The organism is Pseudarthrobacter sp. NamE2 (assembly GCF_005796205.1).
Taxonomy (GTDB): Bacteria; Actinomycetota; Actinomycetes; order Actinomycetales; family Micrococcaceae; genus Arthrobacter.
Genome location: NZ_VAHN01000005.1, coordinates 70186 through 91612 on the forward strand (window position 1 = coordinate 70186; position 21427 = coordinate 91612).

At 65.1% G+C, this 21427-nt stretch carries 24 protein-coding genes and 1 pseudogene; 23 read left to right on the forward strand and 2 right to left on the reverse strand.

All coding sequences use genetic code 11. The features are described from left to right. The first annotated feature begins 55 nt into the window (after positions 1-55). From FDW83_RS07900 to FDW83_RS08010, 23 genes and pseudogenes are all read left to right on the forward strand, one after another. Positions 56-829, forward strand: coding sequence for a DeoR/GlpR family DNA-binding transcription regulator (locus FDW83_RS07900; protein ID WP_138137230.1), 774 nt, complete (start codon positions 56-58; stop codon positions 827-829). Further along, positions 826-2031 carry an MFS transporter gene (locus FDW83_RS07905; RefSeq protein ID WP_138137232.1) on the forward strand — a complete coding sequence of 402 codons (1206 nt, stop codon included), beginning with the start codon at positions 826-828 and terminating at the stop codon, positions 2029-2031. Before FDW83_RS07900 ends, FDW83_RS07905 begins: the two co-directional genes overlap by 4 nt. A 25-nt stretch (positions 2032-2056) precedes the next feature. Further along, the gene (locus FDW83_RS07910; RefSeq protein WP_138137234.1) at positions 2057-3553 is read left to right on the forward strand and encodes a bifunctional phosphatase PAP2/diacylglycerol kinase family protein; all 1497 of its coding nucleotides are present in this window, start codon (positions 2057-2059) and stop codon (positions 3551-3553) included. Positions 3554-3712: 159 nt separating this feature from the next. Then, a complete protein-coding gene (locus FDW83_RS07915; protein ID WP_138137236.1) occupies positions 3713-4681 on the forward strand; it encodes an ABC transporter ATP-binding protein in 969 nt (322 codons plus the stop codon). After that, on the forward strand, positions 4678-5574 hold the full coding sequence (locus tag FDW83_RS07920; RefSeq protein ID WP_138137238.1) for an ABC transporter permease: 897 nt from the start codon (positions 4678-4680) through the stop codon (positions 5572-5574). The genes FDW83_RS07915 and FDW83_RS07920 overlap by 4 nt, the downstream gene beginning before the upstream one ends. Beyond that, positions 5571-5705, forward strand: a pseudogene (locus FDW83_RS19410) (sensor histidine kinase); the annotation flags it as partial. The gene FDW83_RS07920 and the pseudogene FDW83_RS19410, both read left to right, overlap by 4 nt. 166 nt (positions 5706-5871) lie before the next feature. Continuing rightward, on the forward strand, positions 5872-7173 hold the full coding sequence (locus FDW83_RS07930; RefSeq protein ID WP_138137240.1) for a M18 family aminopeptidase: 1302 nt from the start codon (positions 5872-5874) through the stop codon (positions 7171-7173). A 383-nt stretch (positions 7174-7556) separates the two neighbouring features. Then, positions 7557-8342, forward strand: a complete 786-nt coding sequence (locus FDW83_RS07935) for a glycosyltransferase family 2 protein (RefSeq protein ID WP_240720896.1) — start codon at positions 7557-7559, stop codon at positions 8340-8342. Position 8343: 1 nt separating this feature from the next. Beyond that, the gene (locus tag FDW83_RS07940) at positions 8344-9342 is read left to right on the forward strand and encodes a glycosyltransferase family 2 protein (protein ID WP_138137244.1); all 999 of its coding nucleotides are present in this window, start codon (positions 8344-8346) and stop codon (positions 9340-9342) included. Between the two features lie 97 nt (positions 9343-9439). Then, positions 9440-10531 carry a hypothetical protein gene (locus tag FDW83_RS07945; protein ID WP_138137245.1) on the forward strand — a complete coding sequence of 364 codons (1092 nt, stop codon included), beginning with the start codon at positions 9440-9442 and terminating at the stop codon, positions 10529-10531. Positions 10532-10544: 13 nt separating this feature from the next. Continuing rightward, positions 10545-11357, forward strand: coding sequence for a glycosyltransferase (locus FDW83_RS07950; RefSeq protein WP_138137247.1), 813 nt, complete (start codon positions 10545-10547; stop codon positions 11355-11357). Next, positions 11354-12637, forward strand: coding sequence for a polysaccharide biosynthesis protein (locus FDW83_RS07955; RefSeq protein WP_240720897.1), 1284 nt, complete (start codon positions 11354-11356; stop codon positions 12635-12637). Before FDW83_RS07950 ends, FDW83_RS07955 begins: the two co-directional genes overlap by 4 nt. Then, positions 12634-14412, forward strand: a complete 1779-nt coding sequence (locus FDW83_RS07960) for a glycosyltransferase (RefSeq protein ID WP_138137249.1) — start codon at positions 12634-12636, stop codon at positions 14410-14412. Before FDW83_RS07955 ends, FDW83_RS07960 begins: the two co-directional genes overlap by 4 nt. Further along, positions 14409-14768 (forward strand): hypothetical protein, encoded by a 360-nt coding sequence (locus tag FDW83_RS07965; RefSeq protein WP_138137251.1) that lies wholly within the window; start codon positions 14409-14411, stop codon positions 14766-14768. The genes FDW83_RS07960 and FDW83_RS07965 overlap by 4 nt, the downstream gene beginning before the upstream one ends. Then, the gene (locus FDW83_RS07970) at positions 14765-14968 is read left to right on the forward strand and encodes a hypothetical protein (protein ID WP_138137253.1); all 204 of its coding nucleotides are present in this window, start codon (positions 14765-14767) and stop codon (positions 14966-14968) included. Before FDW83_RS07965 ends, FDW83_RS07970 begins: the two co-directional genes overlap by 4 nt. After that, complete coding sequence (locus FDW83_RS07975) at positions 14965-16017, forward strand: hypothetical protein (RefSeq protein ID WP_138137255.1); 1053 nt, start codon at positions 14965-14967, stop codon at positions 16015-16017. Before FDW83_RS07970 ends, FDW83_RS07975 begins: the two co-directional genes overlap by 4 nt. A 261-nt stretch (positions 16018-16278) precedes the next feature. After that, entirely contained in the window at positions 16279-16584 is a 306-nt protein-coding gene (gene rpsF, locus FDW83_RS07980) for a 30S ribosomal protein S6 (RefSeq protein ID WP_138137257.1), read from the forward strand. Between the two features lie 77 nt (positions 16585-16661). Further along, entirely contained in the window at positions 16662-17231 is a 570-nt protein-coding gene (locus tag FDW83_RS07985) for a single-stranded DNA-binding protein (protein ID WP_138137259.1), read from the forward strand. A 126-nt stretch (positions 17232-17357) separates the two neighbouring features. After that, positions 17358-17597: a 30S ribosomal protein S18 gene (gene rpsR, locus FDW83_RS07990; RefSeq protein WP_003800144.1), complete on the forward strand. Its 240-nt coding sequence runs from the start codon at positions 17358-17360 to the stop codon at positions 17595-17597. A 17-nt stretch (positions 17598-17614) separates the two neighbouring features. Further along, positions 17615-18067, forward strand: coding sequence for a 50S ribosomal protein L9 (gene rplI, locus FDW83_RS07995; RefSeq protein WP_138137261.1), 453 nt, complete (start codon positions 17615-17617; stop codon positions 18065-18067). 122 nt (positions 18068-18189) lie between these two features. After that, the gene (locus FDW83_RS19415; protein ID WP_240720910.1) at positions 18190-18456 is read left to right on the forward strand and encodes a PhzF family phenazine biosynthesis protein; all 267 of its coding nucleotides are present in this window, start codon (positions 18190-18192) and stop codon (positions 18454-18456) included. 509 nt (positions 18457-18965) lie between these two features. Next, positions 18966-19592, forward strand: a complete 627-nt coding sequence (locus FDW83_RS08005; RefSeq protein ID WP_138137263.1) for an FMN reductase — start codon at positions 18966-18968, stop codon at positions 19590-19592. A gap of 50 nt (positions 19593-19642) precedes the next feature. Beyond that, positions 19643-19981 carry a zf-TFIIB domain-containing protein gene (locus tag FDW83_RS08010; RefSeq protein ID WP_171027491.1) on the forward strand — a complete coding sequence of 113 codons (339 nt, stop codon included), beginning with the start codon at positions 19643-19645 and terminating at the stop codon, positions 19979-19981. A 22-nt stretch (positions 19982-20003) separates the two neighbouring features. On the opposite strand, the gene FDW83_RS08015 is transcribed toward FDW83_RS08010, so the two are convergent. Together FDW83_RS08015 and FDW83_RS08020 are read right to left on the reverse strand one after the other, a co-directional pair. Then, positions 20004-20573 (reverse strand): hypothetical protein, encoded by a 570-nt coding sequence (locus FDW83_RS08015; protein ID WP_138137509.1) that lies wholly within the window; start codon positions 20571-20573, stop codon positions 20004-20006. Positions 20574-20588: 15 nt separating this feature from the next. Beyond that, complete coding sequence (locus FDW83_RS08020) at positions 20589-20861, reverse strand: hypothetical protein (protein ID WP_138137265.1); 273 nt, start codon at positions 20859-20861, stop codon at positions 20589-20591. Positions 20862-21427 lie beyond the last annotated feature (566 nt).

A 21427-nucleotide genomic window follows, 5' to 3' on the forward strand; every position in this document is an offset into this window, starting at 1 on the left:
TGATCAAATAATCAGGAGTCCGTTTCATTTGATCATTTGCTGTTAGTCTTGCCGTGTGAAAACGGAGGAACGGCACCGCGCCATCGCGAAAATCCTGCGGGAGCGCCCGGAGGTCAGCGTCGAGGAGTTGACGCTCGCCTGTGACGCCTCCGGAGCCACGATCCGCCGCGACCTGGAGGTGCTGGCGGCGAACGGTGTCCTCCGGCGTGTGCACGGCGGCGCCCGGAGCCTGATCGCACGCGGTGAAAATCCCGGCTACGGCCAGCGCGAACTGGAGGACCGGGACGTCAAGCGGCGGATCGCGGCCGCCGTTTCCGCTTTGCTCCGGGACCAGGAACACGTCTGGCTGGACAGCGGGAGCACGGCCACGGAAGTGGCGCGTACGCTGGCGGGCAGGGACCTGACGGTCATGCCCATGTCCTTGCGCTCCTTGAACGCGGCGGCCGGTCCTGAAGGTTTGGCAGGCATCCGACCCGGACTCCTGCTGCCCGGCGGAAGCCTCATCCCCGGGGAACTGTGCTTTCGTGGGCCCCTTGCCGAAGCGAACATCCGCTCCCTCCGCTTTGATACCGCCGTCGTCACGCCCTGTGCCGTCAGCACCCGTGACGGACTGCTGGCCCACGACCTTGAGGACGCCGCCGTGAAGCGCGCCGGCATTGAATCCGGGGCGCGGGTGGTGCTTGCGGCTGCGGCAGCAAAATGGCACGCACAGGCGCGGGTGCTGGTGGCCTCGCTGGAGCGGGTGGATGTGATGGTGACGGACAAGGAATTCAGCGCCGAAGAACGTGCGCAACTCGATGAATACTCAGTGGAAGTAGTAAACGTATGAGCACAAACACCGGCACAGCCCAGCACACAGGATTGACCGCTGCCGCTGCGGCCACATTCGTGGTCTTCGGCATTAATGGCCTGGTTTTCGCCAGCTGGGCTGCCCGGATCCCGGCAGTGACAGAGACCCTCAACATTACCTCTGGCCAGATGGGCACCCTGCTGCTGTGCACAGCCATCGGTTCGCTCCTGGCGCTGCCTACGGCAGGGCTGGTGGTCGGCAGGATCGGGACAGCCAACGCCGTCCGCTTCGGCGGCGTGCTCGCAGCCATGGCAGGCGTGGGCATCGCACTGTCCCTCTCGGCAGAATCGATACCGGGCACCGCCGTTTCCCTGTTCTTCTTCGGCATCGCCATCGGCTTGTGGGACGTGAGCCAGAATATTGAAGGAGCCGACGTCGAGCACAAGCTCCGGCGGACCATCATGCCGCAGTTCCACGCGGCCTTCAGTGGCGGAGCCTTTGTTGGTGCGCTCATCGGCGCCGTACTCTCGAACCTCGGCGTGGACCTGCCGCTGCACCTGGTGGTCATCGCCGGCATCGTGGTCCTGGTGACGTTGATCGCCCCCCGCTACTTCCTCCCCCATGTGTCCACAGCCACCGCCAAGGGCGAAGCGGCGGCCGAGAGGGGACCGTCTGCCTGGCGGGACAGCCGAACTGTCCTCATCGGCATTGTGGTGCTTGGCGCAACGCTCACCGAGGGCGCAGGCAATGACTGGATCGCCAAGGCCTCAGTGGACGGAATCGGCACCACGGAATCCACCGGTGCCCTGATGTTCGCCCTCTTTGTCCTCGCCATGACAGCCATGCGGTTCCTTGGCGGCCGCGTGATCGACAAGTATGGCCGCGTCGCCGTACTCCGTGCCAGCATGGCCGCCGCCGCCGCAGGTCTTGGGCTCTTTGTCCTTGCGGGAAACGTCTGGCTTGCGGCAGTGGGCGCGGCCCTTTGGGGAATCGGCGCTGCACTTGCGTTTCCCATGGGGATGTCCGCTGCCGCAGATGACCCGGAGCACGCACCCGCCAGGGTGTCTGTTGTATCAACGCTGGGCTACATATCGTTCCTCGCCGGTCCGCCGCTGCTGGGCTACCTGGGCGACCTCACCGGCATCCATCTGGCCCTGCTGGCCATCATGGCACCGATTGTGCTGGCACTGCTGCTGGCGGGCGCGGCGAAACCCCTTAACCGGCAGACGGACAACGCATAACACCCCGCCGAGGTAGGGTATGCACATGGGGAGCACTTGGGGCAAAAGCCATCGGTGGATTGGCCAGCTGGATAAATATCTGGTGAAGCATATTTCGGATCTTCCCGGCGGCAACCACGATGACTTCTTCCGCCGTCTTTCGGCATCTGCCAACCACGGGAAGCTTTGGATGGGAGTGGCAGCCGTCATGGTGGCCTTTCCCGGAAAGACGCGGCGGGCGGCCCTGCACGGCCTGATAGCCCAGGCAGTGGCCTCAGCTGTCACCAATGGCGTTTTCAAGACGCTCCTGCCCAGGAGCCGTCCGCTTCCTGAGCATCTACCTGTGTTCCGGTTCGTAAACCCGCAGCCCACCAGCTCGTCCATGCCCTCCGGGCACTCCGCATCGGCCCTCGCTTTTGCCACTGGAGTGGGTTTGGTCCGGCCCACGCTGGGCGCCGCCCTGGCACCGGCTGCTTTGGGAGTGGCGTACTCGCGCGTTCACACGGGTGCGCACTGGCCCTCGGATGTTGTCTTCGGTTCCGCTCTCGGTGCCGGGGCAGCGCTGGTCACGCGCAAGTGGTGGCCCGTCCGGCCGCCTTACCCAAAACCCGCCAGGACGTGGACATCGGCGCCTGAACTTCCGGAAGGCGAAGGACTCAGCGTCGTGGTGAACACACTGGGCGGGTCGTTCAGGGACAAGACAGCGGACGCCCTCCGAGAAGTATTCCCAAAAGCGTACATAACTACTGTCCTGCCGGAGGACGACTTGGTCGCGGACATCCAAGCCGCCGCTGACAGGCCGGGGACGGTCGCCCTCGGTGTATGGGGCGGTGACGGGACAGTCAATGCAGCGGCCGCCGCCGCCGTCGAACGGTCAATCCCGCTCCTCGTGCTGCCCGGAGGGACGCTGAACCACTTTGCCCGCGACGCGGGAACCGGAAGCCTTAAGGAAGCCCTGGCGGCGGCTTCGCGCGGCGAGGCGGCCCTGGCGGACGTTGGGCTGGTGACCGTGGAACGCGGCCTTGCCGGGAGCCCGGAAACCGCCGTATTGACCATGCTGAACACATCCAGCGTCGGCCTCTACCCGGACCTGGTGCGACGGCGGGAGCACCTCCAGCCGGCCCTCGGGAAGCCGCTGGCCGGTGTGGTGGCCATGTTCCGGACCTTCGCTGCCGGTACGCCGCTGACGCTCCACGTGGACGGTGTGCTGCACAAGGTATGGATCGCCTATGTGGGGCGCGGGCGGTACTACCCCCGGGACCATGCTCCGCTGCTGCGTCCGGTGATGGACGACGGCGTGCTGGACCTGCGGCTGATCACGGCCGATGAATCGTTCGCCAGGTTGCGGCTCCTGTGGTCCGTGCTCACCGGAACGGTGGCAAGCTCGACCATCACCCACCTTAGGGAGGCCACGGAGGTGCGCATCGACGCAGGCGGTGCTCCGATGGCGCTGGCCGTCGACGGCGAGGCGCTGGCGGGAGTGCGCAGTGTGAAGTACCAGGTACTCCCCCGGGCTTTAACCTACTACTCGCCCCGGCCCTAGGACCGCAGCACCTGCCCGGTCATCCAAGGGGACTACCCTCATTGCTCCCTGAATCATCCCTGACAGGCGAAAAGCGGCTGCGGCGTCGGTAGCGTAAGGGATACACCAGCCAGCTGAACCCATCTGCAGCCCTGCGCTGCCAGCCAGAAGGAACATTCCATGATTGAGGCACGCGACCTGGCCAAGGTCTATGGCGGCAAGACCGCCGTGGCAGGGGTCAGTTTCACCGTCAGGGCAGGCCAGGTCACCGGTTTCCTGGGGCCGAACGGTGCCGGCAAGTCCACCACCATGCGCATGATCATGGGACTCGACCGTCCGACGTCGGGCTCGGTCACCGTGAACGGCCGCCCTTACGCCGACCATAAAGCGCCTCTGCACGAGGTAGGCGCCCTGCTGGACGCCAAGGCCGTGCACACGAGCCGCAGCGCGTACAACCACCTCCTCGCGATGGCCGCCACGCACGGCATCCCGAAAGCACGCGTGCACGAGGTCATCGAAATGACCGGACTCGAAGCCGTGGCACGGAAGAAGGCGGGCGGCTTCTCCCTGGGCATGGGCCAGCGGCTGGGGATAGCCGCCGCGCTGCTGGGTGACCCGCAGACACTCATCCTGGACGAGCCGGTCAACGGCTTGGACCCCGAGGGCGTCCTGTGGGTCCGCAACCTGGTCCGGTACCTGGCAAACCAGGGCAAAACAATCTTCCTGTCCTCCCACCTCATGAGTGAAATGGCGCAGACCGCGGACCACCTGATCGTCATTGGCCGGGGCCGCATCATCGCCGATGCCCCGGTGAAGGGGATCATCGCCGGCACCCGCCAGGCCAGGACGCTGGTCCGCACCGACGCAGCGGCGCACCTGTCCCGCCTGCTCGCCAGGGATGGCGTCACCGTTGACCAGAGCGAACCGGAAGCACTCACGGTGACCGGCCTGGACCCGCGCGGGATAGCCCAGGTTGCGCTGGCCAACGGCGTCCTGGTCTACGAGCTCACCCCCCAAATGTCGTCCCTTGAGGACGCATACTTTGATCTCACCAAGGACGAAGTGGAATACCACTCGCACCTCACCGGCGGACCCGCTGCGGCTGCCCGGGAAACCGCTCCGGCAACGGCAGGAAAGTACGGACGATGAGCACCCGGACAACAACCCCTGCCGCACGCATTTCCTCCTCCGCCGGATCCCGTGGCGTCACCTTCGCCGGTGTCCTGCGGTCCGAATGGATCAAGCTCTGGTCCCTGATGTCGACCCGCATCCTGTTGCTGTTGACCCTCGCGGCCATCGTGGGCGTGGGCGCCCTGGCCGTCCTCATCAGGTACACCTACCTGGATGAGATCGCACGCAACGCCCGGGAACAGGGGCAAACCATGACTCCGGAGATGATGGAACAGTCCTTCCCGCCCGGATCCGGCTTCGAGCTCTACAATTTGCCCAACGCCGGGCTGCAGATTGGCATCCTGGTCCTGGGCTCCCTGGCGGTCCTGTTCATATCCTCCGAATACGCCACGGGCATGATCCGTTCCACCATGAACGCCGTTCCGCGCCGCACACCGGCGTTTGCGGCCAAGGCCATCATCCTGGTGGTGATCTCCTACGTCATCACCACCCTTGCGGGGGCAGCCACCTTCCTGATCGCCATGCCGGTGTTCCAGGGCATCGGCTTCGACCTGGACTGGTCCACGGACGGCGTGCTGTACAGCATCTCCACAGGCGGCCTCTACGTGGCAGGCGTGGCGCTGATCGGGCTCTCACTCGGAACCCTGCTGCGCAACTCCGCCGGCGGCATCACCGTCCTGGTGGGCATTTTCTTCGTCCTGTCCATCGCGGCAAGCTTCCTCACGCTCATCCCTGGCGAGTTCTGGAAGTACGTTCCGCAGTACATCCCCAGCGAGGCCGGCGGCCGGTTCCTGTCCATCGGACATACGGACGGCGTAATCGATCCGTGGCAGGGCGGCCTGCTCTTCCTAGGCTACGTGCTGCTGTTCCTGGTTCCGGCCATGATCCTGCTCAAGAAGCGGGACGTCTGACCAGCATCGCCACCGGCGCCACGATTACGCTGTCCAACATCATCGCCACCGGCATCGGCAATGGCGTCAAGCAGCGGCGGCAGCATGAACAGGAGGTGGCGGCCTGGACGGCCCGGACCAGCCGCCGGGCCCTAGCGAAGTTCCTTGCCGCGGGGCGTGGCCGTGATGCGCCGGAACACCCTGCAGTCGGACAGTGTGTTCCGGAACGACGGCGGCATTACCAGCTGGCCATGATGAGCGGATCTGCAGCGGAGGGTTACACGGCCAGGCTGAACGTCACCCTCTAGACTCGGGAGCATGCCTATCGAATCCTCCGCCGCAGACCACATCCGGGACCTCGGCGCGTACGTGACCGCGTCGCCGTCGAGCTTCCACGCGGTGCACGAAGCGGGCAGGCGGCTGGCGGAAGCGGGCTTTGTCCGCCTGGACGAGCAGGAGCCCTGGGAGGGCGGCGCAGGATCCTTTTTCATCATCCGGGACGGCGCGCTGATCGCCTGGGTGGTTCCGGAAGGCGCCGGGCCTGGGACCGGCTTCAACATTTTGGGCGCCCACACGGATTCGCCGTCCTTCAAGCTCAAGCCCAAGCCCACCACCGGCGCGCACGGCTGGCTGCAGGCCGGGGTGGAGGTGTACGGCGGCCCGCTGATCAACTCCTGGCTGGACCGGGAACTGCAGCTGGCGGGCCGGCTGGTGATGCTTGACGGGACGGAGCACCTGACGGCGACCGGCCCCCTGCTCCGGTTCCCCCAGCTGGCGATCCACCTGGACCGGTCCGTCAATGAGGGGCTCACCCTGGACAAGCAGCGGCACATGAATCCGGTGTGGGGGCTGGGGAATCCGGCTGACTTCGACCTGCTGGAGGTCCTGGCGGAGTCCGTCGCCGGCGCGTCCGTCGATCCTGCGCAGGTCGGCGGGTACGACGTCGTCGTTGCGGACACGCAGGCGCCCGCGGTTTTCGGGGGCAAGGGTGAGTTCTTCGCATCCGGGCGGCTGGACAACCTTTCGTCCACCCATGCGGGCCTGGTTGCACTGATAGCCCACGCTTCTTCCGGTGCCCCCGCCGGCCCCGTCGCAGTACTCGCGGCCTTCGACCACGAGGAGATCGGCTCCAACTCGCGCTCGGGTGCCTGCGGGCCCATCCTCGAGGACGTCCTGGTGCGCATCTCCGACGGGCTTGGGGCTTCGGAAAGCCAGCGACGGCAGGCGGTATCGGCGTCGTTCTGTGTTTCTGCCGACGCCGGCCACGCCGTCCACCCGAACTACCCCGAGCGGCACGATCCTGCCAACCACCCTGTGCTCAACGGCGGTCCGCTGCTTAAGATAAATGCGAACCAGCGCTACGCAACGGACGCCCATGGGGCCGCCCTGTGGGCGCGGCTGTGCGGTGAGGCCGGGGTGCCTTACCAGGAGTTCGTGTCCAACAATGCGATCCCCTGCGGGTCCACGATCGGTCCCCTCACCGCCACCCGCCTGGGAATCCGGACGGTGGACGTCGGCGTGCCGCTGCTGTCCATGCATTCGGCACGCGAACTGTGCGGCATGGAGGACCCGCGGCGGCTGGCTGCCGTGACCGAGGTGTTCTTCCGCACGCACGTGTAGGATCAGCGCCCTTGGCCGTTGGAACCCCCTACCTACCCGGGGTTCCCCCTGAGTTAATCCCCTATCCCTAACGATTTCACCCTCCGTTAACCCCGTTACTTACGCAACGACGCTATTGGTGCCGACGAAAAATCGAGTACCAACTACTGGTGATACCTGTCAGGAGCCCACATAGGCTCTTCGTCACGGACAAGTCGTTGGCTGTGTGTGGCTGGGGCCTAAGACCAGACCTTGACCGGAAAGAGCGCCTGGCGCAATCACCACAAGTGGACGCGCCACCGTCCCAATTCCGTCGATGTCAAGAAGTGGTGAAGTCTTTGTCTATCTCGACCCAGTTTTCGAGCATGTTTTCCGAGCCCTCGGTAGCAATCACGCAAGCCTCGGTGAGCGTTGTTATTCCGACCCTCAACGAAGAGAAGAACCTTCCATGGGTTCTGCGCCGGATGCCTTCCTACGTGGACGAGGTCATCATCGTGGATGGCCGCTCCCAGGACAACACAGTTGGTGTAGCGCGGGCGCTCCGTGACGATGTTGTGATCGTGGAGGAGAAACGCAAGGGCAAGGGCGTCGCCTTGCGCGCAGGTTTCGCCGCTGCTTCCGGCGACATCATCGTCATGCTGGATGCGGACGGCAGCATGGACCCCCAGGAAATTGGATGGTTCGTTTCCCCCCTCCAACACGATTATGACTTCGTCAAAGGGTCCCGTTACGTCACGGGAGGCGGTTCCGAGGACCTGACCTGGCTGCGGCGGACGGGCAACCGGGCGCTCACGGGACTGGCCAACACCATCCTGCGCAGTAACTACTCCGACCTTTGCTACGGCTACATCGCTTTCCGGCGCGAATGCCTCGAAGTCCTGGAGCTGGAATCCGACGGTTTCGAGATTGAGACGGAGCTGATTGTGCGCGCCGCCCGCGCCGGTCTCCGGATTGCGGAAGTGCCCAGTATCGAACTGGACCGGATTTCCGGGGCATCCAACCTGCAGACCTTCCGTGACGGCTGGCGGGTCCTCCGGACGATGGCGCGGGAGTGCGCACTGTGGGAGGCACCCACGGCCGGCGCCCGCCCCGAAGCGCTGCGCCGGGTCAAGTACGCCTACGCGAACGTCCGGTTCCCCAGGATCCCGGTTGATCCGCAAAGCCTCCTTTCCCTCCGGGAAGCGGCGTGACATGAAACATTTTCCAACCTGCACGGTCACTGTGGTGATCTGCGCCTACACCACCGACCGCTGGGCAAATCTGCTCGACGTCATTGAATCAGTGCGTGCACAAACCGTGAGTCCTGAGGAAATCGTGGTTGTTATCGACCACAACACCGAGCTGTACGAGCGGCTCGTTGCAGTGGTGGACGACGTGAGAGTCGTCGAAAACATGGGACCGAAGGGCCTCTCAGGCGCACGCAACACCGGCGTCAGCCTCTCAGACACGGACATTGTCGCCTTCCTGGATGACGATGCCGAGGCCGCTCCGGACTGGCTGCAGCACCTGGTGGCACTGTACGACGACCCCGACGTCCTGGGCGTCGGCGGCCGGGTGGTACCGGTCTGGGAAACGGGCCGGCCGAGCTACTTCGGTGAAGAACTCGACTGGATTGTGGGATGCAGCCATCGCGGCATGCCGCGGGTAGCCTCCGAGGTCAGGAACGTCATTGGTGCAAACATGTCGTTCCGACTGGAGGTCCTGCGCCAGGTGGGGGGGTTTAACCACTCCCTTGGACGCCGGGGGAGCATCCCGCTGGGTTGCGAGGAAACGGAAATCTGCATCCGCTCCAGGATGGGGTCGCCCGGCTCCCGTATCGTCTATGAGCCTGCGGCAGTGGTGCGGCACCACGTACCGGCCAGCAGGGCAACGCTCCGTTACATGCTCTCAAGGTCCTGGTCCGAGGGGCTTTCCAAGGCCCAGGTCAGCCAGATCGTCGGGCACAAGAGAGCACTGGGACCCGAACGGCGGTACGTGCGCAGTGTGCTGCCCCGTGCTGTGATGACCGGACTGTATGACTTCGGCCGGGCAGGCAATCCCGGCGGCCTCGGCCGCGCCGGCGCGGTGATGGCCGTCCTTACCTGTACCGCCGCCGGATATTTCCGCGGCCGCCGGCTGAACTTCCCGACGGCGGCGAAGACACCCAAGACCTCCCTGCAGCCAGCCTTGCCCTGGAGGAAAGTCCAGTGACAAAGGAGCCGGGGAGGGGACACCGTTGACCAGGCCAGCAGCATCAAGATCCGCAGCACCATCCGATCCACACAACAGCTCGACAAGGGGACAAAACATGCGTACCAGGCAGACCAAAGCGTTGAACTTCGACATCCACGGCCGCGTCACGATCAGCGTCGACGCAGAAGCACCGGCGGCTCATCAGCTCAAGACCATGTTGGCGTGCTTCGCCACCGACGCCGAACGGCCCGCCCAGATCGTGGTGGATGACCGGCCGGAGCCGATGCCGGATGCAGGCCTGCTGGAGCACGATCTTGCGTACACGGAGGCCAGCGTGCGCTTCAACGCCGACCGGGTCCAGGTGGTGAGGGACGCGGACCAGTGGCGTATTCATGGCCCAGGCGAGCTGTTGACCTCCGTGGTACCTGTCCTCGACGCGGCCATGGTGGAACGGGGCGCCGCAATGATTCATGCCGCAACCATGGCCTACAAGGGCCACGCCGTGGCACTGCCTGCTGCAGGCGGGACCGGCAAGACGAGCACCGCCGCCAAGCTGATGCGCCGCGAGGGGTGGTCATTCATGGGCGACGACTGGGCTTTCCTCGCCGAGGACGCCACCCTGCTGGGCTACGCAAAGCCGATGTTCATTAAGCCGCACCACCGCGCCATCTATCCCCACCTGTTCGAAGGTGTCCGCAAGCCCCTCGTCCCGTCCCGGCTCTCGCACAGCGTCGGCCGGCTCACCACGGTGGTGCACCCGTACGTCATCCGCTATCCCCGGCTGGCCGATTTCTCCCGCAAATGGTCGCCGGAGCACCGCATGGTTGACGCATCCGCCGCCTTCCCGGGACGGGCAGTGACCACCTCGGCTCCGCTCGCCGCCGCCGTCTACGTCGAACGCTACGAGGGCTCACGCACCCGGATCGTCGAAAAGACGAACGACTGGATGGTCGACCGCATGATCGGCAACTTCCATATCGAGATGGCGGGCTTCTCTCAGCGCGTTGTGACGGGCCTGGCGGCGACGTCCGTTGTGCCATGGCGCGAGCACTTCGCAGCCAAGGGGCTTGTGCTGGACAAAGCGCTGGACGGCCGTCCGTGCCACCTGCTCCAGGTTCCCTCCGCATACTCTGCGGACGAGGCGTCGGACGACATTGTCCGGCATCTTGAGGAACTGTTGCCGTCGATCCTTGACGACCAGGCCTGAGGGGTGAGGCACAGTGGGTTACAGCCCTGCCAACGTCACCGCCGTCGTTCCGGCCCGTAACGCCGAACACCTGCTCCCGGAGTGCCTGGATGCCCTGCGCCGGACCGGTGTTGCGGAAATCATCGTGGTGGACGGCTTGTCCACCGACCGTACAGTCGAGATCGCCCGATCCGCCGGTGCGCGGGTCCTGAGCGATGAGGGACGCGGCCTCCCGTGGGCCAGGACCCTGGGAGTGAAAAACAGCAACACCCCGTGGGTCCTGCTCGTCGACGCCGACGTCGTGTTCAGCCCCACCGGTGTGGCGGAACTGCTCGCTGAACTGGAGGAAGACGGCTACGACGCCCTCCAGGCCGGTCTCGAGAGCGTCGCCGGGCCGGGTTACTGGGGACAGGCACTTGCCCATCACCACCGCACCGGCCGGAGCCGCAACTGGTTCGGGCTGGTGGCCACAATCGTGGACCGCGAACTCATGCTGAGCCTGGGCTTCGACGACTCGTTCAAGTCGGGCGAGGACATCGAGCTGCGCTGGCGGATGCGGAACTCGGGGCTGCGGACAGGTGTGTCGCGGCGGGTGGCCGTCGAACACCGCTTCGCCGCAGATGACTTCGACTTTGCCCTCGACCAGTTCATGATGGACGGCACGGGACTGGGCAAAATGATCCGCAAGCACGGCTGGCGTGGCGCAAGACTTGCCTTGCTTCCGGCCGCTGCGGCAGTCCGGGGAAGTGCCCTGAGCCTGGTCAAGGGCCAACCCCGCTGGTTGCGTTACTACGCTGCCTTCTGCTGGTACAACTACGCGGGCGTGGTCAAGGGCATCTCCTCGTGAGCATCGTCAGAGGAAAACCCGATGTGGATGGCATGCCCGTCCGCCACTCTCCACTGCGGAGCTCCTTTGGCCTCATCCTGGCGAAAGGAGCGCAGACGGGCTCGGGTTTCGCCTTCTGGGTAGTGGCCGCACACGCGGCGTCGGACCGAGAGGTCGGGCTCACCACGGCCGCGGTTTCGGCGGTGTTGATCTGTGCCCAGCTTGCGGTGCTGGGCGCCGGGTCGGCAGTGATCGTTTCGGTGGGGCGGGGGGAACCTCCGGCGCGGGTGCTGGATGCTGCGATCGCCATCGTGGCGGTAGCCAGTACTGTTCTTGCCCTCGGCTATCTCCTGCTGGAGTTGGTCGTGGCTCCGGTCACGGCATCGGTCTCGGTGCTCTTCTGGCTGATGTTTGTCTTTGCCGCCGTCACCGGGACGCTGGGCACCGTACTGGACCAGGCGCTGGTGGCCCTGGGCCGCGGTGCCACTGCCACCCTGAGGTACACGCTGGGCGGTTTGGTGTCACTCGCGGCTGTGTCATTTGTGGCCTGGCAGTGGCACGGCGCCTCGGCCGACGTGCTGCTGGCCTGCTGGACCATCGGCAACGCCCTCACGTGCATCGTTGGTCTGGTCCAGTTGAGGAGGCTCGTGGGCTACCGGCCCCGGCCGTCACTGCACCCGGCGCGCGGACGTCCGCTGCTGGCAGTGGGCATTCCAAACCAGCTCCTCACCCTGACCGAGCGCGCCCCGGGCCTGCTGTTACCGCCCCTGCTTGCGCACATGGTGGCGCCCGAGGCCGCGGCCTACTGGTATCCGGCATGGATGATGGCATGGGCGGCTTACACCGCCCCAATGCTTATGGGCATAGTCCAGTTCTCGGAGGGTGTCCGCGAGCCTGGCCGCCTCGTGGCCACCACGTGGTCGACCCTTCGGTGGTCGCTCGCCATCGGAGGCCTCGCCGCCGTCGTCCTCATTGTCTTCGCCCGCCCGCTGCTCCACCTGTTGGGCCACCGTTACGCCGAAGCCTCCACCGGCGCCCTGCGGTGGTTGGCGGCCGGTGTGATTGCTTATGCCGTACTGCAGGCCTACAACGCCGTGTGCCGCGCGCGCCGCCGCTATGCGGAAGCCATCACGGTGGGCGTGGTCCTCGCAGTCGCCCTCTGCACCGCAGCGCTCTCGGCCGCCGAAAGGGGTGCCAGTGATATGGCGCTGACGTGGCTGGTTGTGCTCTCAACAGGAGCCCTGGCTGTGGGCATTCGGTTGCTCGCCATCCTCCGGCGCGTCAAAAAGGAGATGACATGACCAGTACGCTCGTTCCAACCACCCGCACTGATAAACGGCTGAAGCTACGCGATGTATGGTGCGCCCTTGCCGGCCTTGCGTCGCTGGTCCTCGCCGTCGGGGCCGCTGCCAGCGTGGTTCTGCCCGTTAACAGCGACCTGGGGCTCGTGGCAGTACTTCCCTACCCGTACTGGGTCGGGCTACTTCTTCTGAACGTCACCTTCGTTGTGGCGCTGCGGGGCGACGCCACGGGACCCGCGAGCCGGCCGGTGATGATGTGGCTCCTCGCGGTGCAGGTGCTCGTGCTCTTTGGAGCCGCAGCGTTCGTAACGGATGTTCCGCGCGGTGAGGTCGCATTCCGGCACCTTGGCATCGCAGACGCCCTCGGGGGCACGGGGGCAGTGGATCCGAACATCGACGCCTACTTCAACTGGCCCGGCTTCTTTGCCCTCCTGGCGACGGTGCTCCAGGCAACCGGCCTCGATCCCCTGACCGTTGCCCTTTGGGCACCTGTGTTCAACGTGGGTCTGTGGCTCGTAGCTGTGGCAGTGCTGATGCGCTACCTGACGCAGGACCCGCGACGACGCTGGCTCGTGTTGTGGATATTCTGCCTCGGAAACTGGCAGGACCAGGACTACCTGTCCCCCCAGGCCTTCGGCTTCTTCCTGTACCTCGTTGTGGCCGTGCTGTTGATCGGTCCGTTGGCTGCGCGGCCTTCGAGGTTCCGGGGATTCCGGCCATCGGATCTTGCGGCGTGGTGGCGGGAGCGCTCGCCTTCGGAACACCGGCCAGGGTTCCGCGTGGGCGCCCTCGCGGCAGTAATCCTGCTCGTCACGGTGATCTGCGCCAGCCACCAGCTGACGCCATTCATGTTGCTCATCACCATTACCGTGCTCACCCTCAGCGGACGGGTGTGGCCCGGCCGGCTGCCCCTGATCACCGCTATTTTGCTGGTACTTTGGCTGGTCTATCCCGCGAGCACGTACCTTATCGGGCACCCGCCGATGGAGGACGCAGGACTGTCGGCCGCAGTCGAGTCGAACGTCGCTGAGCGCGTGAGCGGAACCCCCGGGCACGTCTTTGTGGTACAGGTCCGGGTAGTGCTCACAGTCCTGCTGTGGCTCCTCGCCCTTGCGGGTGCCGTGCGGGACTGGCGCAGGAGGCGGCTCGACATCCGGGTAGTCCTCTTCGCCGTCAGCCCGATGCTGCTCTTCCCGTCGCAAATGTACGGAGGGGAGATGCTCATCCGCGTGTCGCTGTTCGCACTGCCTTTCATCGCGCTGCTCGCGTCTTCAGCCTTGCTTCCCAAACAGTGCAGCACCCGCCCCTCCTTCAAGACCGCAGGGGCCCTGGTGCTTATCTTTTGCCTGCTGGCTGCGATGACGGTGACGGGCCGGTTCGGGAACGCGCGGTATGACGTCTTCACGGACAATGAGATGGCAGCTATTGCCGCCGCGGAAAGCATGGCGCCACCTGGAGCGGCAATCCTCTCGGCTGCCCACCCGACGCCCTGGCGCACTGGGACTTACCTTGAGCACCAGCACCGGGCGATCGAAGACCTGTGCCGGCAGGACCTCACCGCGGCAACCTGCGGCCCGACCTTCTACAACTACGCACGAAATAACCCTGCGGGCGGGTTTGTAGTGCTCATGCGTTCAACAGAGGCAAGCCTGGTGCTCCAGGGTGACAGCACCACCAACAACATGCAGGAGATGGAACAGTGGTTCAAAGCCCAGGACGGCGTGGAACTGGTCTTGAGCAACGCCGACGCACGCGTATACCGGGTAGTGCCATGAGCGGCGCTCTCAAAAGCCAGACCCTGGCGATCGGGCTCGCTGCCGTTGCACTGTCGCTGGTGACAATTGCCGGGCTGCCCGCGCCGCTGCAGGCCGTTGCCGCACTGGGGGTCCTCATCCTGCTCCCGGGCGTGGCGCTGGCCCGGCTCCTGCCGGTGACCGACCCCGCACCCGCAGCGCTGCTGGCCTTGGCGCTCGGCCTCGCAACACTCACGGCGGTGTCGCTGGGAATGTTCTACCTGGCGGTGTGGTCCTGGCAGGCATGTGTCCTGGCCATGGGCCTGATCACAGTCCTCGCCTGTGTGGCGCGTGCCTGGCAGGATACGGCACGGACACGAAAGGAGGTTGCACAATGATCGAGTTGGCAGGACTGATCGCAGCTGGCATCCTGTTCTTCACCCTTGTTGCCCTCGAGGTCCAGTTTGTGGGACAGGACAGCACGCAGCCCGCACGCCCACGGCTCCTGGGTCTCACAATCAACCGCAAAGTTGTCGTCGTCCTGTGGGCAGTGTTCCTGCTCCTCTTCGTTCCACGCCTGCTGGATCTGCTCCTGTGAGCCCCGCAGTGCAGTGGTGGCTTGTCAGCGACCTCCACCTGGACAACTCAGACGAGGACCCCAGGTCCCCGGGCAAAGTCCTTCCCGGTTTCCTGCAGCGGAACGTGCCCGCCGCTTCCGGTCCCGGGCAGCACGTCGTCTTTGTCGGAGACTCTTTCGAACTCGCCGGGCTGGGCGAGGATGAGAGCCTGGCCCGGCTGGAGTCCATTCTCAATTTCCATCAGGAGGCGCTCCGGGCACTGAGGGAGTGTACGGCACGCGGCGTCCAGCTCCACTTCATGTGCGGCAACCACGACGTGGAGCTGGCACGCCCCTCCGTGGCGGACCGCCTGTCGGTGTCGCTGTCACCGGCCGACCCCGGCCGGGTCAGGGTGCACCCCTGGTTCCTGCACGTCCCCGGTGTGCTCGTGGCCGAACACGGGCATCAGCACCACGCGCTGCACCGGATACCCGAGGTGCTCCGCACCGCCGTCAACGGCACTGACGAGCTGGGCCTCGCGCCGCTTGCCGCCTGGCATGCCCACGCAACCAAGCCGGCCCTGAGCCGTGCCGGAGCCCTTGCCCGGGCGTGCCTTCTATCCGAGCAGGCCGAGCGCCGTATCCGGGGACTCGCGTACGACGAGTTGCTGCAACTGGAGTCCGAGCGGCTCGGGCTTGACGGGGAGGCAGTCCGGGACCTCGCGCGCCTGTCCCGGTTCCGGACCGTCTCGGCGCTCCCTGTTGCCGCGACCCGTATGGCGCTGGCGGCGGCAGGCCGCAGCATCGCCAGGGAACATGCGCCGGCTGCAGCTGGCCGGGTCGCAAGGACACTGCAGTCGCATGGTGTGGCAGTGCCCTGGTATATCTCGGCCCACACCCACCGCGCCCTCGAATCGCCCCTTGAGGACTGCCCCACCCGGTACATCAACACCGGTACGTGGAGCTCGGACGTGCGCGGCCACGGGCCCGACCAGGCGGACCAGCGGGCGTTCCCGTATGCCCTGGTGGAGGTCGCGGAGGACGGCAGCATCAGTGGCGGTCTGCGGTACTGGCGGCCGGACGCGTGGTGAACCTATAGCCTCCCGCGGTGCCACCGGAGCTGCCGCCGGGAGGTTTTCCACATAGCCGCGCGTGGGCACATGCCCGTCCCGAATAGCCGCTAGGCTCAAAGTCAAGCACAAATCGCCTAACCGGCCCAAATGCACTAAGATATTGAAGTCTGTGCTGCGTCCTGCCTCCATTCCGGCGGCGGGGCTTTGCACAGCATCGCAAATGAACCTCCTGTTACGGAAAGACCGTAACCGCTTAGCCCAAAGGAGGTGGGTTCACATATGCGTCCTTACGAATTGATGGTAATCATCGACCCCGAGGTCGAAGAGCGTACCGTTGAGCCGTCGCTTCAGAAGTTCCTGAACGTCATCACCAACGATGGTGGAACCATCGAAAAGGTTGACATCTGGGGCCGTCGCCGTCTGGCTTACGACATCAAGAAGAAGTCCGAAGGTATCTACGCCGTGGTTAACTTCACCGCCACGCCGGACACCGCCAAGGAACTTGACCGCCAGCTGTCTCTGAACGAGACCATCATGCGCACCAAGATCATCCGCCCCGAAGAGCAGAAGGTTGTTGCTGAGTAATCTCGGCGCCGAACTTCAATCTTTACCCCGCAGGAAACGCACTCTTCACCCATAAGGCTCGAACAAGGAGGCAGTAGATGGCAGGCGAAACCACCATTACGGTCATCGGTAACCTCACCAATGACCCGGAATTGCGGTTCACACCGTCCGGTTCGGCAGTAGCGAACTTCACCATCGCTTCCACTCCGCGCACCTTTGACCGACAGTCCAACGAGTGGAAGGACGGGGAAACCCTGTTCCTCCGCGCTGCAGTCTGGCGTGAAGCTGCCGAGAACGTCGCGGAATCCCTGACCAAGGGCACACGCGTCATCGTGACCGGCCGGTTGAAGAGCCGTTCCTACGAAACCAAAGAAGGCGAAAAGCGCACTGTCATTGAGCTTGAGGTCGAAGAAATCGGCCCCAGCCTGCGCTACGCCAATGCCAAGGTAAACCGCACCCAGCGCTCAGGCGGACAGGGCGGTTTTGGCGGCGGCAACAGCGGCGGTGGCTTCGGAGGCGGCAACCCTGGCGGAAACCAGGGCGGCAACTCCGGTGGGGGCTGGGGCGGCGGCAACCAGCAGGCTGCACAGGACGATCCCTGGGCTACGCCCGGCGTCTCCAGCGCAGGCGGCTGGGGCAACGGCCCCGATTCCGAACCTCCCTTCTAACAACCAATAACGGCCCGACGCCGGGACCGCAGCAGGCGCCTTACGGCACCTGGGCGGCTGCCGCCGTCGGACCACCACCATCCCGTGGATCACAATCCACGGGCTCCAAAGAATAGGAGCTCCACGATGGCTAAGGCTGAACTCCGTAAGCCCAAACCAAAGTCCAACCCCTTGAAGGCCGCTGACATCACTGTCATCGACTACAAGGACGTAGCATTGCTGCGCAAGTTCATCTCCGACCGCGGCAAGATCCGCGCCCGTCGCGTCACCGGCGTCACGGTCCAGGAACAGCGCAAGATCGCCCAGGCAATCAAGAACGCCCGCGAAGTTGCTCTGCTGCCTTACTCCGGCGCTGGCCGCGGCTAAGGAAGGGATTAACTAACATGGCAAAGCTCATTCTGACCCACGAAGTAACCGGTCTCGGTGCTGCTGGCGATGTTGTCGAGGTCAAGGACGGTTACGCACGTAACTACCTGCTGCCCCGCAACTTCGCCCTGACCTGGTCGAAGGGCGGCGAGAAGCAGGTTGAGTCCATCAAGGCTGCCCGCGCTGCCCGCGAGCACGCTTCCCTGGAAGACGCTCAGAAGCAGGCCGCCGCACTGCAGTCCAAGCCTGTCCAGCTGGTCGTCAAGGCCGGCGAGACCGGACGCCTCTTCGGCACCGTCAAGCAGGGCGACGTCGCTGACGCTGTTGAGGCCGCAGGCCTTGGCAAGATCGACAAGCGCAAGGTCGAGCTGCCTGCCCACATCAAGTCGGTTGGTACCTACCAGGCCAACGTCCGTCTGCACGAGGACGTCGCCGCGGTAATCGAGCTCGACGTGGTGGCTGGCAAGTAGTTTTTACTGCTGCTGCATAAGGAGACCCCCGCTGCCGGATTCCGGCGGCGGGGGTCTTTTGTGTCCGTGCCGTTGCCTTCGCGGCCGGTGGTAGCCTGCAGCGGTCCGAAAACACGTTCCTGCTGCCGCCTGCCGATTCCCGCGCCGACTACCGCGTACGCATCTTCACCGGGAGCGAGGAGTTCCCCTTCGCCGGACATCCTACGCTGGGTTCTGCGCATGCCTGGCTTGATTCCGGCGGTAATCCGAGGGAGGAGGGCTACGTGGTGCAGGAATGCGGCGCAGGTCTGGTGCGGATAAAGCACGACGGCGGTCGGCTGGCTTTCGCAGCACCCCCGCTCACGCGGTACGAACCGGTGGACGCTGTGCTGAAACGGCAGTTGGCTTAGGCGCTGTGCCTGTCCGAGGCGGATATCCTCGCTGCTTCATGGCTGGTGAACGGCCCCGAATGGATCGGTGTGCTGCTGCGGTCCGCAGGCCAGGTCCTCGCCCTTGATCCGGACTTGGCGGCGATGGGCAAACTGAAGGTGGGGGTCATTGGCGCACATGGGGCCGGGGGCGGACGCCGACTTTGAAGTGCGTGCGTTCATTCCCGGCGATGCAATGCTGGAGGACCCAGTGACCGGCAGCTTCAACGCCGGCAGGGCCCCGCGATTACGTGGCAGCGCAGGGATCTTTGCTTGGCCGGCCGGCCGGATCCACATCAAGGCCGACTCCGGCGGACTCAGGGTGGGCGGGAATTCCACCACCTGCATCAGGGGAACGTTGAGGCTCTAGGGCTGCCGCGGCTCCGCCCCTGGTGTGCCAGATCGGGGGCGGGAATACTTCCGCTGCACCCGCAGTTCAGAAGGTAGATGCAAATGCATGTACGATGATAAGCGAGCAATAGGAGAATGCCATGGAAACCCGCCGCGTCACAGTCCTGTCCGCCGGTCTCGGCGTCCCCTCGTCAAGCCGCCTGTTGGCTGATCAGCTCGCGGCCTCCGCGCGGCGGCAGCTGGCGGCAGCGGGGTATGACGTGACGGTCGACGTCGTCGAACTCCGTGACGTGGCCGTGGATATCGCCAACAACTTCGTAACCGGCTATGCCGCCCCCGGCCTCGCCGAGGTCATCGCCGGGGTGGAGGCCTCCGACGGCATCATCGCCGTCACGCCTGTCTTCAGCGCTTCCTACAGCGGCCTGTTCAAATCGTTCTTCGATGTCCTCGATCCCAAGTCCCTGGACGGCAAGGCAGTCCTGCTCGGCGCCACCGGCGGGACCGACCGCCACCAGATGGTCCTGGACTACGCCCTGAGGCCGCTCTTCAGCTACCTGCGCACACGCATCACAGCCACGGGTGTTTTCGCCGGTCCCCAGGATTGGGGCACGGCGGACGACGGCGGGTCCTTCCTTGCGGACCGCATCGAACGCGCGGCCGGCGAGTTCGCCGGGCTGCTCGACGGGCCGCAGCCCGGCCGCAAGCCCGCCCCCATGGAGTCCCTGCCCTTCGAACAGCTGCTGGCCGGGATTTCGGGCAACCGCTGACGGTCGGCCTTTGAACGAACCATCCGGACGCCCCGGTCGTTAGGCGGAACATGAAGTGTCCCGTGGATTCCGTGGACCTGCTCATGACCGAGCGCAGCGGGGTGGAAATCGACTACTGTCCGCAGTGCCGGGGTGTATGGCTGGACCGTGGCGAGCTGGACAAGATCCTGGACCGCGCCCAGGACATGATGCCTGGCCCCGCGCCCGCCCGGCCGGCAACGCCGGCCCCGGGCTCCACCCCGCCGCCGCTCTACCCCAACTTCGATCCCGGGCGGAGCCAGCCGCGCTATGACGACCGCAAGTACGGCAAGCAGGGGTACGACCGGGACCATGACCGCCGCCGGCGCAAAAAGAATGAAGGCTGGCTGGGCGAGCTGTTCGACTTCTAGGTGCGGCAGGCCGCCGGCGCACCTAGTCGTCCAGCAGCTCGATGAACTCCCGTGCCTGCTTCATTGAGATGTCCGAGTGCCTTGTCAGCGCCGTGGCTGCGGCTTCCCGGTCCCCGTTCCGGGCCAGGGTGCGGATCCTGCCGTAGATCTCGTCGTTGAGCATGTTGCTGCTGACCTCACGGGTCACGTCGCCCTTGCTGGCGATGGCCCGGTAGCGGTACGGGAACCGCTGGGGCTCGTCGTCGTCATCCTCCTCCGGCGCCGCAGGGGTCTCAGGGCTCCGGTAGGGCTGGGGATGGGCCGCCAGCGCCCCGATGGCGTCGCGGGAGGCGCGCAGGCCGTCGCCAGTGATCTCGTAGTACAGCTTGATTGCGGCCATCGCCTGTCCCTGCGCGATGAGCGCGTAGAGCCGCCGGTGCTCGTTTTCGGACAACTTGGCGGCTGCCGCCCGGGCCAGTTCCGCTGAGGTTGCCGCCGGCTGTACGGGTACGGCATCCCGCGTGGCCTTCCTTTTGCCCAGCACACGGACAGCCAGGGCGACGCCTGCAACCACGGCGAGGAGGATAAGGACAGGGACCACAAGCGATTCCATCGTTCTCAAACCGTTCTATCTATGTTCCGGCCGGGGCCAGACCTGGCTGCCCGTGTCATGTTGCGGGGCGTTGGGAGACCGGTGGGTCCTGGCCTCGATGCGGGCCCGTGCAGCCGTGGCGGCTTCGACCTGTGCTGCATAGTGCCTGGCCGACCGCTCGGCCAGGTCCCGCTGATACTTTTCCGCGTCGGACATGCCGGCGTCCCGCGGGCTCAAGGCCGTCATCAGACCCCAGATGAGCGCCACCAGGATAATTGCAGGCAACAGCACCAGCAGTAGTTCGCCCATACTTAGAGCTTATGCCACATCGACTTTATCCACAGCAATATTCGCCTGCCTGCATGCAGGTTTAGTGAAGGCGTGGGATGGAGTCAGCACGTGGAATATGAGAATCGCCACTTCACCTCTTCGCGAGGCCTTGAATGAGTGCGTCATGGTGTCCCCGCTCCTCACCGGATCACAAGCCTGTGGATGAAATTCCACAGAAGAAATATTTACTCCACAGGGTGGAGGCAACGTTTTCGCAGGTCAGTGGGGGGTAACAAGGGAAAGATTTTTTATATCCACAGGGTTCCGCACAGACTGTGCACAAGCTATGCCCTTTACTGCACAGGTTATCCACAAGCGCGCAGGTTTCCCGGCTTTGCGGCCGGGGCGTAGACAGTTAGCGTAGCGGGGTACCTGTTTTTGAGGCGGAAAAGGGAGCCCCGCCGGACGCGAAAACGCAACCGACGGCTGCCGGATAACTCCCAAAAAGGGCTCCTGTGGAAAACCTGTGGACATTGGGGATAACTTCCACAAAGGCCTTGCGGGAACCGTTGCGGCAATGTCGGACCCGGCAGGTAGACCTGATG

What these genes read in the sequence shown, in the direction of transcription:
- FDW83_RS07905 (WP_138137232.1), top strand. Translation starts at nt 826, where the DNA reads ATGAGCACAAACACCGGCACAGCCCAGCACACAGGATTGACCGCTGCC.
- FDW83_RS07910 (WP_138137234.1), top strand. Translation starts at nt 2,057, where the DNA reads ATGGGGAGCACTTGGGGCAAAAGCCATCGGTGGATTGGCCAGCTGGAT.
- FDW83_RS07915 (WP_138137236.1), top strand. Translation starts at nt 3,713, where the DNA reads ATGATTGAGGCACGCGACCTGGCCAAGGTCTATGGCGGCAAGACCGCC.
- FDW83_RS07920 (WP_138137238.1), top strand. Translation starts at nt 4,678, where the DNA reads ATGAGCACCCGGACAACAACCCCTGCCGCACGCATTTCCTCCTCCGCC.
- FDW83_RS07930 (WP_138137240.1), top strand. Translation starts at nt 5,872, where the DNA reads ATGCCTATCGAATCCTCCGCCGCAGACCACATCCGGGACCTCGGCGCG.
- FDW83_RS07940 (WP_138137244.1), top strand. Translation starts at nt 8,344, where the DNA reads ATGAAACATTTTCCAACCTGCACGGTCACTGTGGTGATCTGCGCCTAC.
- FDW83_RS07945 (WP_138137245.1), top strand. Translation starts at nt 9,440, where the DNA reads ATGCGTACCAGGCAGACCAAAGCGTTGAACTTCGACATCCACGGCCGC.
- FDW83_RS07960 (WP_138137249.1), top strand. Translation starts at nt 12,634, where the DNA reads ATGACCAGTACGCTCGTTCCAACCACCCGCACTGATAAACGGCTGAAG.
- FDW83_RS07965 (WP_138137251.1), top strand. Translation starts at nt 14,409, where the DNA reads ATGAGCGGCGCTCTCAAAAGCCAGACCCTGGCGATCGGGCTCGCTGCC.
- FDW83_RS07970 (WP_138137253.1), top strand. Translation starts at nt 14,765, where the DNA reads ATGATCGAGTTGGCAGGACTGATCGCAGCTGGCATCCTGTTCTTCACC.
- rpsF (WP_138137257.1), top strand. Translation starts at nt 16,279, where the DNA reads ATGCGTCCTTACGAATTGATGGTAATCATCGACCCCGAGGTCGAAGAG.
- FDW83_RS07985 (WP_138137259.1), top strand. Translation starts at nt 16,662, where the DNA reads ATGGCAGGCGAAACCACCATTACGGTCATCGGTAACCTCACCAATGAC.
- rpsR (WP_003800144.1), top strand. Translation starts at nt 17,358, where the DNA reads ATGGCTAAGGCTGAACTCCGTAAGCCCAAACCAAAGTCCAACCCCTTG.
- rplI (WP_138137261.1), top strand. Translation starts at nt 17,615, where the DNA reads ATGGCAAAGCTCATTCTGACCCACGAAGTAACCGGTCTCGGTGCTGCT.
- FDW83_RS08005 (WP_138137263.1), top strand. Translation starts at nt 18,966, where the DNA reads ATGGAAACCCGCCGCGTCACAGTCCTGTCCGCCGGTCTCGGCGTCCCC.
- FDW83_RS08010 (WP_171027491.1), top strand. Translation starts at nt 19,643, where the DNA reads ATGAAGTGTCCCGTGGATTCCGTGGACCTGCTCATGACCGAGCGCAGC.
- FDW83_RS08015 (WP_138137509.1), bottom strand. Translation starts at nt 20,573, where the DNA reads ATGGAATCGCTTGTGGTCCCTGTCCTTATCCTCCTCGCCGTGGTTGCA.
- FDW83_RS08020 (WP_138137265.1), bottom strand. Translation starts at nt 20,861, where the DNA reads ATGGGCGAACTACTGCTGGTGCTGTTGCCTGCAATTATCCTGGTGGCG.